The organism is Streptomyces sp. P5F9 (genome assembly GCF_057961495.1).
This window is the reverse complement of the sequence record NZ_JBXVPZ010000087.1, coordinates 1-12,869: the sequence shown is the minus strand read 5'-3', so window position 1 is coordinate 12,869 and position 12,869 is coordinate 1. Positions and strand designations below refer to the sequence as shown.

The window sequence follows — 12,869 nt, the reverse complement described above, 5'->3', positions numbered from 1 at the left end:
TGCGATAGGGCGCGAAGCCCCCACTCCGCACATCCCCTTTCACCCTTTCCTGCGCCGGAGCCATGTCCGCTCGCGCAGTGAATTCGCCTGCCTCTCACGGGAGTTCGCCATGTCTGTCTCCACCGTTGCCGCCGCCACGACCACGTGCGCCCCGCTGCCCGTTCTCGGCCGGGATGTCACCGTCCCGCTCGTCACGGGCGGCGAAGTCACCTACGCGGCGCTCGACTACGCGGCCAGCGCCCCCGCCCTCCAGCGCGTCTGGGACGACGTGGCGGCCTACGCCCCGTACTACGGCAGCGTGCACCGCGGCGCCGGCTATCTCTCGCAGCTGTCGACGGACCTGTTCGAGAACGCCCGCAGGACGGTCGAGGAGTTCCTGGACTGCCGTCCCGACGACCAGCTGATCTTCACCCGCTCCACGACGGACTCCCTGAACCTCCTCGCCGCCGCCCTCCCCGCCGACTGCCAGGTCTTCGTCTTCGAGACCGAGCACCACGCGTCCCTGCTCCCCTGGAAGGACGCCCAGGTCACCTACCTCAACGCCCCGCGCACCCCGGGCCAGGCCGTCGAGACCCTGGAGGGGGCCCTCGCCGAACGTGACCCGTTCGGCCCGGCCCTGGTCTGCGTCACCGGCGCCTCGAACGTCACCGGCGAGCTGTGGCCGGTACGGGAGTTGGCGGCCGCGGCTCACGCCCACGGCGCCCGGATCGTCCTGGACGCCGCCCAACTCGCCCCGCACCACCCGGTGTCCGTCCAGGACCTCGACGTCGACTGGATCGCCTTCTCCGGCCACAAGCTCTACGCCCCCTTCGGCTCGGGCGTCCTGGCCGGCCGCGCCGACTGGCTCCAGGCGGCCGACCCCTACCTCGCGGGCGGCGGCGCCAGCCGCAAGGTCACGCGGCGCGAGGACGGCGGGGTGGACGTGGAGTGGCACGACAGCGCGGCCCGCCACGAGGCCGGCTCCCCGAACGTCATCGGCGCCTACTCCATCGCGTCGGCCTGCAAGGCCCTGACGGAGGCGGGCTTCGACACCCTGGTCGCCCGCGAGCAGCACCTGATCGAGAAGGTGCGGGCGGGCCTGGCGGAGGTCCCGGAGGCGCGCGTGTTGTCGTTGTTCGGCGACGACGCCCCGCGCGTCGGCGTGATCTCCTTCGTCGTCGACGGCTGGAACAGCTCGCACTTCGCCGCCGCCCTCTCCGCCGAGTACGGCATCGGCGTCCGCGACGGCCTCTTCTGCGCCCACCCCCTGGTCCGCACCCTGCTGGGCAGCGACCCCCAGACCCAGGGCGAGTGCGGCGCCCCGGAGGCGGCCCCGGGCGAGAAGTCCCTCAACGCCATCCGCGTGAGCTTCGGCGCGGGCACCCCGGACGAGCACGTCGAGCGCTTCATCACGGCCGTACGGGAGCTCGTGACCGACGGCGCGAAGTGGAACTACCGTACGCAGGACGGCCGTTGCGTGCCTGCCGTGTGACCATCCGGGGGTGGGCACTCCGACGGGACTGGGCGAACCGCTGACCCAGGCGGTCGTACGACGGCTGCCGCGGCTCCTCGGCGGCAGGCCGGTCCAGCTGTACGAGGAGGGGCTCGTCCTGGTCTCCGACGGGCGGCCCCGTCGCTGGGCGGATCGCCGACGGGGTGGAACAGGCCTTCATCGTCGACGAGTGGCAGATCCAGGTCGGCTCGGCGGACCAGGACCGAGCCGAGAACCAGCGGATACGGTCCGTCGTCGAGCACGTCCGGCAGCGGGGCCCGGGCGGGCTGTCGGCCCACCGGTGGGCCGACCTGCGGGGCGGTGATGGTCACCGCACCGAGCTGCCGGCCTGGGAGGTCGTGAACCGGGGCGCGCTGGTCGCCCTGGGGAAGCGGCTGGGCGCCCGCTAGGAGTCCAGCCCGATCGCGAACGCGGCCTCAAGGTCATGCTGCGAGTACGTCCGGAACGCCACGTGCGTATCCGTCCCCTCGACCCCGGGGATCTTGCTGATCCGCCCGGGGATCACCTCGGCCAGGTCCTCGTGCTGCCGGACCCGGACCATCGCGATCAGGTCGTACGTCCCGGTGACGGAGAAGACCTCGCTCACGGATTCGAGCGCGGCGATCGACTCGGCGATCTCGGGAATCCGGTCCACGCTGGTCTTGATGAGGACGATCGCGGTGATCACGGCTGGTTCTCTCCCTCGGGGACCGTTACTGGGGCGGCCCCAACTCTAGTGGTACGACCGAATCTCACCCACGCGTAACCGAAGCCCAGCGTGAAGCCCACCAGGTGGGCGAGGTACGCCACCCCCGGCCCCTGCGCGGCCCGGCCCGCCGCGAGCCACTGCAGGGCCGCCCAGAACGGCAGGACGACCCAGGCCGGGAAACGCAGCGGCAGGAAGAAGAGGAAGGGGAGGAGACTCGTCACGCGGGCCCGGGGGAACAAGTACAGAAACGCCCCGAGGACCGCCGAGATCGCCCCGGACGCGCCGACGAGGGACTGCTCGGAGTCGGCGTTGGCCACCGCGTAGCCCAGCAGCGCCAGGTAGCCGCAGCCCAGGTAGAACAGGGTGAACTCGACACGGCCCAGCCGTTCCTCGGTCATCGCTCCGAAGACGTAGAGGAAGAGCATGTTGCCGAGGAGATGGATCCAGCTGCCGTGGATGAAGAGGGCCGTGACCGGGGTCAGGGCCTCTCGGGTGGGGTGGTCGAACAGTTCGGCCGGAACCACCCCCCAGCGGCGGAAGTACGCCCGCTGTACGGCGAGCAGCGCGTCCCCGGTGCCGTAGGACGGGACCAAACCCGAGGCCGGGCCGAGGACGAAGATCAGGCAGCACAGGCCGATCAGGACGTAGGTCATGGGCGCCGAGGTGCCGCGGAACGTCCTGACGAGGGCCGAGCCCCAGGTGCTGATCACGGTTACAGAGCATGACGTAACGGGGCGTAGCGGCACAGCGTGCCTCGCCGCTGTGGACGGCCGAGCGGCGAGTACCCGCCAGGCCGTAGGGTTACGAGCCACACTCGCCGGGGAAACCGGCGATCACGGAAACTGGAACGAGAAGGAAGCGGACAGCCACGATGACGGTTCCCCTGCCGACCGGCTCCACGCGGTGGCGCTGCACCCTCTGCGGCAACCTCACGCGCTTCGACGTGACGCGTTCGTCGAAGGTCGTGGAGTACCTCCACCTGGACCTGGCGGGTGAGCCGAAGGTGGAGGAGCGCGAGGTGGTCAGTGAGACCATCGAGTCGGTGCGCTGCCGCTGGTGCAACGCCGTGGATCAGGTGGAACTCGTGGACAGGCCGGGCGCCGGCTCCTGAGAGGGAGCGGCCCCGCACACGTATTGGGGTGTGAGGATGGTGGAGAACTCAGGCGGGGGGCCGGGCGACGGCGCCGCCGAGGTGCTCGACCGTCCGCTGCCCGACGGCGTGCGGAGAAGGGTCGTGCAGATCGTGTCGGACGGCTTCGGCGGCCTCACCGTAGCCGAACTGCCCGCGCAGCTACGACAGTACGCCCGCTTCGCCCCCAACCGGCGCGCCAAGTTCGCGGGTAATGCCATGGCTGCCGCGCTGGAGACCGATCCGCTGTTCCGGCAGCGGATCGGGGAGAAGCTCAGAGAGGCCCAGGCGGAGCTCGCGGGCGCTCTCGACTCCGGCTCGCCGCCCCCGGCCGCGGATCCGCTCGACGTGGCGGCCGCGGCCTATGTTCTGCGCCCCACCGGCTGGGTGAAGCTCGTGACCGCCGCCGGCGAGGAGGCACTGCGCGCCGACGCCGAGCGCGCGGACGAGGAGAGCCGGGCCGAACTGGAGCGGCTGCGCGAGGAGTTGGCGCAGGCGCGGGACGCGACCCGGGCCGACACCGAGCGGCTGCGCACCGAGCTGGACGCGGCGAAGAAGGAAGCGGACTCCCTGCACCGCAAGCTGCGTGCCGCCCACAGCGACGTCAAGCGCGGCGAGGCCGCCCTGCGTAAGCTGCGGGCCGAGACGGACACCGCGCGCGCCGAGGCGCAGACCCAGCTGTCCGCCGCCGAGAGCGAGAGCCGCCGCCTCAAGGCCCGGCTCGGCGAGGCGGAGGCGGCCCTTGAGGCCACCCGCAAGGCCGCCCGCGAGGGCCGCAGTGTCGAGGACATGCGGGTACGGCTGCTGCTCGACACCGTGCTGGACGCGGCCCAGGGGCTGCGCCGCGAGCTGGCGTTGCCGCCGGTCTCCGTACGGCCCGCCGAGACCGTCGACGCGGTCGAACCGGGACGAATGACCCCGAAAGACATCGCCGCGCGGGCGCTGTCGGACAACGACCCCGCGATCCTCGACCAGTTGCTCGCGCTGCCGCAGGCCCATCTGGTCGTCGACGGCTACAACGTCACCAAGACCGGCTATCCCCAAATGCCCCTGGAGAAGCAGCGGTTGAGGCTGCTCGGGCAGCTGTCGCAGCTCGCCGCGCAGACCGGCGCCGAGGTCACCTGTGTCTTCGACGGGGCCGAGCTGGCCGCGCCCGTGCTGCTCGCGCCGCCGCGCGGAGTGCGGGTGCTGTTCTCCAAACCGGGCGTCACCGCCGACGAGTTGATCCGCCAGCTGGTGCGCGCCGAGCCGCCCGGCCGGCCGGTGATCGTCGCGTCGACCGACCGCGAGGTGGCCGACGGCATCGCGAAGGCGGGCGCCCGGCCCGTCGCTTCTGCGGTACTCCTCAAGCGACTGTCGTGAAGGTCAACGTACAGGTTTAATGCCGGAATTGACCGAACCGTCACGCAACGTAGCGTCAATCGACCATCACTGCATGTTGGTTATGTGCAAAGAATGCTTTGAGTGACAGCATTTTTTCGTGTGAGGATTTGAACTGATCACAGAAACATCACTAGGGTCAGGCCTCGAACCTCCGAACGGGTGATCACTCAATAGAAGGAGCTCGACTCCGTGGCGTCCCATCGTCGACCGAAGCAGCCGAGCCGCACGCGTGTGACTGTGCTGACCACCGCAGCCGCAGCCGCCGTTGCCTTCAGCGCTCAGGCCGCGAATGCCGCGCCGAGCGAGAAGCCCAGCAAGGACGAGGTCAAGGCGAAGGTCGACGCCCTCTACGAGCAGGCCGAGCAGGCCACCGAGAAGCTCGACGGGGCCCAGGAGAAGCAGGAGAAGCTCCAGAAGGAGATCTCCACCATCCAGGACAACGTCGCCCGCGGCCAGGAGGAGCTCAACAAGCTCCGGGACGGCCTCGGGACGATGGCGAGCGCCCAGTACCGCACCGGGGGCATCGACCCCTCGATCCAGCTGTTCCTGTCCTCGAACCCGGACGACTACCTCGACAAGGCGTCCACGATGGACCAGTTGAGCAGTCAGCAGGTCGAGGCGCTCACGAAGATCCAGGGCAAGCAGCGTGAACTCGCCCAGGAACGCGCGGAGGCGAGCAGCAAGCTCAAGGACCTCTCCGCCACCCGCACCGAGCTCAAGAAGAAGAAGGACGAGGTCAAGGCCAAGCTGGCCTCGGCCCAGAAGCTGCTCAACACCCTGACCGCCGCGGAGAAGGCGGCGCTCGACCAGGAGCAGGCGCAGGCCGCCAACCGCTCCAGCTCACGTGTGGACCTCGGCAACACCGGTTCCGCCTCCGGCCGCGCCGCCTCCGCCTTCGCCGCCGCCCAGTCCGTGATCGGCTCACCGTACGTCTACGGCGCCTCCGGCCCGTCCTCCTTCGACTGCTCCGGCCTCACGTCCTGGGCCTACGCGCAGGCGGGCGTCTCCATACCCCGCACGTCCGAGGCGCAGGCGAACGCGGGCACCCGGATCTACAGCCAGAGCGACCTCAAGGTCGGCGACCTGGTCATCTTCTACGGCGACTTCCACCACGTCGGCCTCTACGCCGGCAACGGCCAGGTGCTGCACGCCCCGCACACCGGTGCCGTGGTCCGCTACGAGGCGATCAGCAACATGACGTTCGAGTTCGGCGTCCGGATCTGATCCGACCGTAACCGTCCTCGTCCGGTCCTACCGGGCCGCCCGAACGGGCGAATTACGACACACCACGCTGACCCCACGCCCCGCCCATGACCTGCGTCATAGGCGGGGCGTCACGTTATGTGTCCGCGGAGGTCTTTGGCCCGCACCCCTTCACAGAGCTACTGTCTGGCGCGTTTCCCCGCACCGGGGGAGCGGTCCGTGTCCGCCAGCGGAAGGAAGTGCGGCTTCCCGTGGGATCCCGTCGTCGCCTTGCACCGTCCGGGTTCGACCGAGGCGCCAGTGCCGCGGTCTGCGTCTTGAGCGCCGCTGCCGCCGCCCTCGGCGCCATGCCGGCCACCTCCGCCGTGGCCGCGCCGCACGACGACTCCCGGGCCGAGGTGGACCGGCTCTACCACGAGGCCGAGCAGGCGACCGAGGCCTACGACAAGGCCGACGAGAGCGCCGGGCAGCTGCACCGGCAGGTGAGCAACGCCCAGGACCGGATCGCCCGGCAGCAACAGCGCATCAACACCATGCGGGACGCGCTGGGTTCACTCGCCGGCGCCCAGTACCGCTCCGGCGGCATCGACCCCACCGTCGCGCTGCTGTTCTCCGACGACCCGGCCGACTACCTCGACAAGGCCTCCGTCCTCGACCGCATCACCACCCAGCAGGCGGGCCAGCTCAAGGACCTCCAGGAGGCCATGCGCGAACTCGCCCAGGAACGCACCGAGGCCGCCGGCCACCTCGCCGAACTGGAGCGCAGCCGCAAGGCCGTCGCCACCCACAAGAAGACCGTCGAACGGAAACTCGCCAAGGCCCGGCAACTCCTCAACCAGATGCCCCTCGCCGAGCGCGCCTCCTTCGACCGGGCCTCCCGCTCCTCCCGCGAGGACATCCCCGACTTCGGCGCCGGCGTTCCGTCCTCGGGCCGCGCCGCCGCAGCCGTGGCCGCCGCCCGGTCCGCACTCGGCAAGCCGTACATCTGGGGCGCCAACGGCCCCGGCGGCTTCGACTGCTCGGGCCTGATGCAGTGGTCGTACGCCCACGCGGGCGTCCACCTCCCGCGCACCTCGCAGGAACAGCGCTACGCCGGCCACCAGGTCCCGCTCTCCCAGGCCCAGCCCGGCGACCTGGTCGTCTACCGCTCCGACGCCAGCCATGTCGGCATGTACGTGGGCAACGGTCAGGTCATCCACGCCCCCTACCCCGGCGCGCCGGTGCGCTACGACCCGGTCGGCATGATGCCCATCTCGTCGGTCACGAGGGTCTGAACCCGCCCGAAAGGGTCGTACGATCGGGAAGTGACTGGTCGTAGGCGGGCGTCGCGCTCCGGAGTGCTCGCGCTGTGTCTGCTGCTCGTCTCGCTGGTGGGATGCGGCGGGCAGCCGGCGGCGGACAGCGCGAAGGCGGAGGTCCAGAGCCTCCTCGACCGTCAGTCCGCAGCGGTCCTGCACCACGACGGGACGGCGTACACGAGGACCGGCGCGCGCACCGCGTACGAGAACCTGAGCGCCGTCCCCTTCGCCTCCTGGTCCTACCGGCTGACCGCCCTGCACCGCACCGGTGCCACCGCGACCGCCGACGCCGAACTGAGCTACAAGGTCAAGGGGTACGACACCTCACCCGTCACCGTCGGCCGCACGCTCACGCTCCGCCTCACCGTGGACGGGCAGTGGTACGTCGACTCGGACAAGCCCGCGAAGAAGTCCGGCCAGCAGCTGTGGGACCAGGGGAAGGTGAGCGTCGTCAAGGGCGCGCACAGCCTCGTGATGGGGGTCGGCCAGGACACCGACAGCCTCGACGACTACCGCTCCCTCGCGGACCACGCCGTACCGGCCGTGTCGGACGCGTGGGGCACGGACTGGACCCGGCACGTCGTCGTGCTCGTCCCCGGCTCCCTGGACGGCATGGCGGGCCTCCTGGGCTCACCGGCGGCCTCCTACCGGGGCATCGCCGCGGTGACGACGGGCGAGGCGGGCGGCTCGGGCAGCGCGCCCGCGGACCGGATCATCGTCAACCCGGAGGCGTACGCGCTCCTGGGCTCGATGGGCAAGCAGGTGGTGCTCACCCATGAGACGACCCACGTGGCGACCCGGGCCCACACCACCTCCGCCACCCCGCTGTGGCTCTCGGAGGGCTACGCCGACTGGATCGGCTACCGGGGCACCGGCCGCACCCCGACCCAGGCCGCCCCGGAGCTCTACCGCGCCGTCGCGGAGGGCGACCTCCCGACCGCCCTCCCCGCCGACAAGGACTTCGGTTTCAGCAGCGAGCCGACGCAGCTCGCGCAGGCGTACGAGGGCGGGTGGATGGCCTGCCGGATGATCGAGGACCGCTGGGGAGCCGACCAACTGGGCAGGTTCTACCGGGCTGTCGGCGCCCACAAGAAGCGGGCGGGGGCGGTGGAGGACGCGATGAAGAGCGTGCTCGGGGTGCCCCTGGCCGACTTCACGGCGCAGTGGCGGGACTATCTCCAGGATCAACTCGCCTGATCCGGCGACCGGTTCACCTCTGCTGATCCAGTCGGCCGATGGCCTCCGCGAGCCACTCCCGCTCGGCCGCCCCCGTCGCCCGCGCGACCCGCAGCATGCCCTGCCGGAACAGATCCCCGCTCTCCTCCGCCCGCACGGGCTCGCCGTCCCGGTAGAAGAAACTCGCCGGAGTCTCCAGGAACTCCAGCCGGCGACGCAGCACGGCGGCCTGCTCGTGCGGGTCGGGCAGGTGCCGTAGGAAGGCCAGGACCGTGTTGAAGCGGACGTGGTCGGTGATCTCGGCCTGCTTGGGGTGCCGGAGCCGTTCCAAGAGGTCCTCGCGGCCCTTTTCGGTGAGGGACAGGACCCGGCGCGGGGCCGCGCTCGTGCCCTCCTCCGTGTGCTGGTCGAGCTTGCCGGCGGTGACCAGGCGGGTGAGTGCCGGGTAGAGAGCGCCGTCGCTGACCGGGCGGACATGGCCGCTGAGCGCCTTGATGCGCTCCTTCAACTCGTAGCCGTGGAGCGGCTGTTCGGCCAGGAAGCCCAGGATCGACAGTTCCAGCATGGTCCTCCTTCGCACGGTTCTTGCGGACCTCGTACAGCCATGCTACCTCTAATCGAGCTATCTCGTTTAGAGGTAGCTCGTATCGAGGAGGACCGGTCCGTGAACAGCCATCGCAAGCAGCTCGTCTCGCTCGCCCGCCCCGTCTACCTCTCGCTCCTCGCCTCCGTCGCCGCCGGGATCATCAACACCGTCTGGGTCTCCCGGCTCGGCGGCCCGGCCGTCGCCGCCGTGGCCGTCGCGACCAGTACCGAGAACGTCCTGCTCGGCATCGCCCTGGTCTTCGCCTCCGGCACGACCGTGCTCGTCGCCCACGGGAGGGGAGCCCGCGACCCGGCCGCGATACGGTCCGCCGTGCGCGGCGGGGTGGCTCTCTGCGCACTGGTCACACCGGTGGTCGTGGCGGCGGGCTTCCTGCTCCGCGAACCACTCGCCCGCCTGGTCCTCGGCGGCACGGGACCCGAACTCCCGCTCGCGGTCGCCTACTTCGCGATCTCCCTGCCGGGCATCGCCGTCTTCTACGTCCAGCAACTCGTCGACGGCATCCTCAAGGGCACCGGCGACACCAGAACCCCGATGCGCCTGGCCCTGCTCGCCAACGGCCTGATCCTCGTCGCCGACCCGTTCCTCATCCACCTCTACGGCGTCCGGGGCGCCGCCGCCTCGACCGTGCTGTGCCGGGTGGTGGCGCTGGGGGTGGGACTCCGCGCGCTACGCCGGAACGCCCTCCTGCGCCGTACCGAGTCGGCCCCCGCCGGGTCCGTTCGCGCGGCCCTGCGCCGGACGTTGATCACCGGCCTGCCCATGTCCGCCGACTTCACCCTCCGGCAGGGCGGGGGACTGGTGACGGTCGCGATCGTGGCGCGGCTCGGGGTGACGGCGGTGGCCGCGTACGCCATCGCCTACAAGGTCCTGTACGTGGCGACGATGGCCTTCTACTCCGTGCGGCAGGCCGCCTCCATCCACACCTCGCACCTGCGGGGAGGAGGAAGGGACGCACGACGGGAGATCGGGCGGGAGGCGATGCTCGTGTCCGGGATCGTGGGAGTCGGGGCGGCCGTCCTGCTCCTCCTCATCGCCCCCTGGATCATGGCCGCCTTCGGCGCCGGACCCCAAGTCGCCCACGGGGGCGTCCTGTTCCTGCGCTGCATCGGCCCCTACCTGCTCCTGATGGCCTGCTTCATCGCGCTCGGCGGGGTCTTCGAGGGCAGCGGGGGAGCACCGGCGCTGCTACGGGTGACGGTGCTCGGTACGGCGGTCCAACTCCCCTTGGCGTACGGGCTGTTGGGGCTCGGTCTGCCGGGGGTGTGCCTGGCGCTGGCGCTCTCGATGGGGGTGCAGTGCGCGGCCGTCGCCGTGCTGTTCCGGCGGCGGGCCCGGTCTCAGGGAGACGTCGAAGCCGCCTTCGACCGGGTCGCCTGACTGGGCAGCGGCGGCACGTCCGCCCAGGTGACCGACGCGCGCCACAGCTCCCGTGCGGCGATGAGGGCCGCTGCGATCAGCAGGCCGTTGCGGACGACCAGCAGGGTCACGCCCAGGCCGTCGCTCGCGACCACGTGGGCGAACCAGACCGGGAACTCCAGGACCGTGACGAAGGCGGCCGCCAGGACCAGGGCGACCGGGAGCCTCATGCGGCTGGCGCGGAAGCAGGAGCAGACCGCCGCGAGGCCGATCAGCCAGACGACGTACTGGGGGCTGATCACCCGGCTGGTGACCGTGAACATCAGGACGGCCACGAAGGCCGCGTCCGCGAGGGTGTGGGGCAGGAAACGGGCCGCCATCAGGCGCCAGAGCATGAGCCAGCCGAAGGCCGTCGCGGTGAGGCCCAGGGCGGCCGTGCTGACCCAGTTGACGTAGGGGCCGACGAACTCCACCGAGCCGTAGTTCAGGAGGACCTGGCCCGGCCAGCCGAAGTGCCGGGCCACGTGGAAGACGAGGGAGCCCAGGGACTCCACCTCCGTGCCCCGGTTGCGCTGGAAGTTCAGGAAGGCGAACGCGCCCGGCATCGACACCGCGAAGAGGCCTGCCACCACGGTCACCGTCAGCGCCGCCGCTCCCCACGCGCGGCGCTTGACCGCGCCCAGCAGGAGCAGCGCCGGCCACACCTTCAGGAGCGCCCCGAAGCCGGCCAGCGCTCCCATCACGCGGGGATGCCGGGTGCCGGCGAGCAGCGCGGCCACGGCGACCGCGGTCACCATCACGTCGTAGCGCGCGTACACGGTCGGGCCCAGCAGCGGGACGCCCGCGACCCAGACCCAGGCGCCGCGCAGGGTGCGGCCGGGGCGCAGGCCCGTGTACAGGAGCAGGGCCAGGACGGTCAGGTCGGCGAGGAAGGCGAGGACGAAGAACGCCGACGCGTAGTCCAGGAAGCCCAGCAGGGCGGGGGAGAGGATCGGGAGGGCGGCGGCGGGCGGGTACTGCCAGGTGACATCGTCCAGCGGGAAGCCGCCGTGGCGGAGTGTCTCGTACCAGCTCTGGTAGATCACCGACACGTCGCTGGTGACGTCCGGGCCCGGGAACACGAGCACCTTGAAGACGAACAGCAGGAGTACGACTCTGGTCAGGCCCCAGGTTCCCAGCAGCGGCGCCAGCCGCCGTCCCGCGCCCGCGATCTCCACCTGAGCCCCTGTTCCGTTCCGTGCCGTGCCCGCCGATGTGGGGCACATGTTCTCCCGATCTGCTGTGCGATGGCCATGAAGCGCGGCCGTGCGGGCCTGTGAGTCGTCGTCCGGTGGGGCCGGTAGGGTCTGCCGCGTGCGCAAGACCCTGATCGTGACCAATGACTTTCCGCCCCGGCCCGGTGGCATCCAGGCGTTTCTGCACAACATGGCGCTACGGCTGGAGCCCGAGCGGATCGTCGTCTACGCCTCGACCTGGAAGCGCGGGCGTGAGGGCGCCGAGGCGACGGCCGCGTTCGACGCCGAGCAGCCGTTCACCGTCGTACGGGACGCCACGACCATGCTGCTGCCGACGCCCGCCGCGACCCGCAGGGCCGTCGGGCTGCTGCGTGAACACGGGTGTACGGCGGTGTGGTTCGGGGCGGCGGCGCCGCTCGGGCTGATGGCGCCGGCGTTGCGGAAGGCGGGCGCGGAACGGCTGGTGGCCACGACCCACGGCCACGAGGCCGGGTGGGCCCAGCTCCCCGCCTCCCGTCAACTCCTGCACCGCATCGGCGAGTCCACCGACACGATCACCTACCTCGGCGAGTACACGCGCTCGCGCATCGCCGCCGCGCTGAGCCCGGCGGCGGCCGCGCGGATGGTCCAACTTCCGCCAGGCGTGGACGAGAAGGTCTTCCATCCGGGGTCGGGCGGAGCGGAGGTCCGGGCGCGGCTGGGCCTGACCGACCGGCCTGTGGTCGTCTGCGTCTCCCGCCTCGTCCCGCGCAAGGGCCAGGACACCCTGATCCTGGCGATGCCGCGCATCCTGGCCCGCGAGCCGGAGGCCGTGCTGCTGATCGTGGGGGGCGGGCCGTACGAGAAGGACCTGCGGCGGCTTGTGCGGGAGACGGGTGTGAGTGACTCCGTCCGCTTCACGGGCGCCGTCCCCTGGTCCGAACTCCCCGCCCACTACGGCGCCGGCGACGTCTTCGCGATGCCCTGCCGCACCCGGCGCGGCGGCCTCGACGTCGAGGGCCTCGGCATCGTCTACCTGGAGGCATCCGCCACCGGCCTCCCCGTCGTCGCCGGCGACTCCGGCGGCGCCCCCGACGCCGTCCTCGACGGCGAGACCGGCTGGGTCGTCCGCGGCGGCTCCCCCGAGGACGCCGCCGACCGCGTCATCGCCCTGCTGGCCGACCCGGAACTCCGCCAGAACATGGGCGAGCGGGGGCGCCAGTGGGTCGAGGAACGCTGGCGCTGGGACCTCCTGGCGGAGAGGCTCAAGGAACAGCTGCTCTAGGGGCGCGATCCGGGGTGCGGGGTGCGTGCTCCGGGCGG

The 12,869-nt window shown here is 71.4% G+C and carries 13 protein-coding genes; 9 read left to right on the top strand and 4 right to left on the bottom strand.

Annotation, left to right across the window (positions count from 1 at the left end; genetic code table 11):
* Positions 1 to 109 precede the first annotated feature (109 nt).
* Both AC31A1_RS16850 and AC31A1_RS16845 read left to right on the top strand, forming a co-directional pair.
* Entirely contained in the window at positions 110 to 1,471 is a 1,362-nt protein-coding gene (locus tag AC31A1_RS16850) for an aminotransferase class V-fold PLP-dependent enzyme (protein WP_489654098.1), read from the top strand.
* A gap of 164 nt (positions 1,472 to 1,635) precedes the next feature.
* A complete protein-coding gene (locus AC31A1_RS16845; RefSeq protein ID WP_489654097.1) occupies positions 1,636 to 1,881 on the top strand; it encodes a hypothetical protein in 246 nt (81 codons plus the stop codon).
* Here AC31A1_RS16845 and AC31A1_RS16840 read toward each other — a convergent pair.
* Entirely contained in the window at positions 1,878 to 2,159 is a 282-nt protein-coding gene (locus AC31A1_RS16840; RefSeq protein WP_019062383.1) for an Lrp/AsnC family transcriptional regulator, read from the bottom strand. The genes AC31A1_RS16845 and AC31A1_RS16840 overlap by 4 nt on opposite strands.
* A complete protein-coding gene (locus AC31A1_RS16835) occupies positions 2,156 to 2,833 on the bottom strand; it encodes a rhomboid family intramembrane serine protease (protein ID WP_489654108.1) in 678 nt (225 codons plus the stop codon). The genes AC31A1_RS16840 and AC31A1_RS16835 overlap by 4 nt, the downstream gene beginning before the upstream one ends.
* 218 nt (positions 2,834 to 3,051) lie before the next feature.
* Between AC31A1_RS16835 and AC31A1_RS16830 the strand changes: the two genes are divergently transcribed.
* The 5 genes from AC31A1_RS16830 to AC31A1_RS16810 all read left to right on the top strand — a co-directional run bounded on the left by AC31A1_RS16830 (position 3,052) and on the right by AC31A1_RS16810 (position 8,390).
* Entirely contained in the window at positions 3,052 to 3,291 is a 240-nt protein-coding gene (locus AC31A1_RS16830; RefSeq protein WP_033284410.1) for a hypothetical protein, read from the top strand.
* A 36-nt stretch (positions 3,292 to 3,327) separates the two neighbouring features.
* Positions 3,328 to 4,671, top strand: coding sequence for an NYN domain-containing protein (locus AC31A1_RS16825; protein ID WP_489654096.1), 1,344 nt, complete (start codon positions 3,328 to 3,330; stop codon positions 4,669 to 4,671).
* Between the two features lie 210 nt (positions 4,672 to 4,881).
* The gene (locus AC31A1_RS16820; RefSeq protein WP_489654095.1) at positions 4,882 to 5,916 is read left to right on the top strand and encodes a C40 family peptidase; all 1,035 of its coding nucleotides are present in this window, start codon (positions 4,882 to 4,884) and stop codon (positions 5,914 to 5,916) included.
* A gap of 230 nt (positions 5,917 to 6,146) precedes the next feature.
* Positions 6,147 to 7,169: a C40 family peptidase gene (locus AC31A1_RS16815; protein WP_489654094.1), complete on the top strand. Its 1,023-nt coding sequence runs from the start codon at positions 6,147 to 6,149 to the stop codon at positions 7,167 to 7,169.
* A gap of 30 nt (positions 7,170 to 7,199) precedes the next feature.
* Positions 7,200 to 8,390 carry a hypothetical protein gene (locus AC31A1_RS16810; RefSeq protein ID WP_489654093.1) on the top strand — a complete coding sequence of 397 codons (1,191 nt, stop codon included), beginning with the start codon at positions 7,200 to 7,202 and terminating at the stop codon, positions 8,388 to 8,390.
* Positions 8,391 to 8,403: 13 nt separating this feature from the next.
* Here the strand turns inward: AC31A1_RS16810 and AC31A1_RS16805 are convergent, their stop codons facing one another.
* The gene (locus tag AC31A1_RS16805) at positions 8,404 to 8,934 is read right to left on the bottom strand and encodes a PadR family transcriptional regulator (RefSeq protein ID WP_489654092.1); all 531 of its coding nucleotides are present in this window, start codon (positions 8,932 to 8,934) and stop codon (positions 8,404 to 8,406) included.
* A 99-nt stretch (positions 8,935 to 9,033) separates the two neighbouring features.
* Here AC31A1_RS16805 and AC31A1_RS16800 point away from each other — a divergent pair, with 99 nt between their 5' ends.
* Positions 9,034 to 10,353, top strand: coding sequence for an MATE family efflux transporter (locus AC31A1_RS16800; RefSeq protein ID WP_489654091.1), 1,320 nt, complete (start codon positions 9,034 to 9,036; stop codon positions 10,351 to 10,353).
* On the opposite strand, the gene AC31A1_RS16795 is transcribed toward AC31A1_RS16800, so the two are convergent.
* Positions 10,314 to 11,549, bottom strand: coding sequence for a glycosyltransferase 87 family protein (locus AC31A1_RS16795; RefSeq protein WP_489654090.1), 1,236 nt, complete (start codon positions 11,547 to 11,549; stop codon positions 10,314 to 10,316). The genes AC31A1_RS16800 and AC31A1_RS16795 overlap by 40 nt on opposite strands.
* A 136-nt stretch (positions 11,550 to 11,685) precedes the next feature.
* On the opposite strand from AC31A1_RS16795, the gene AC31A1_RS16790 reads away from it, so the two are divergent.
* On the top strand, positions 11,686 to 12,831 hold the full coding sequence (locus tag AC31A1_RS16790; RefSeq protein ID WP_489654089.1) for a glycosyltransferase family 4 protein: 1,146 nt from the start codon (positions 11,686 to 11,688) through the stop codon (positions 12,829 to 12,831).
* The last annotated feature ends 38 nt before the right edge of the window (positions 12,832 to 12,869 follow it).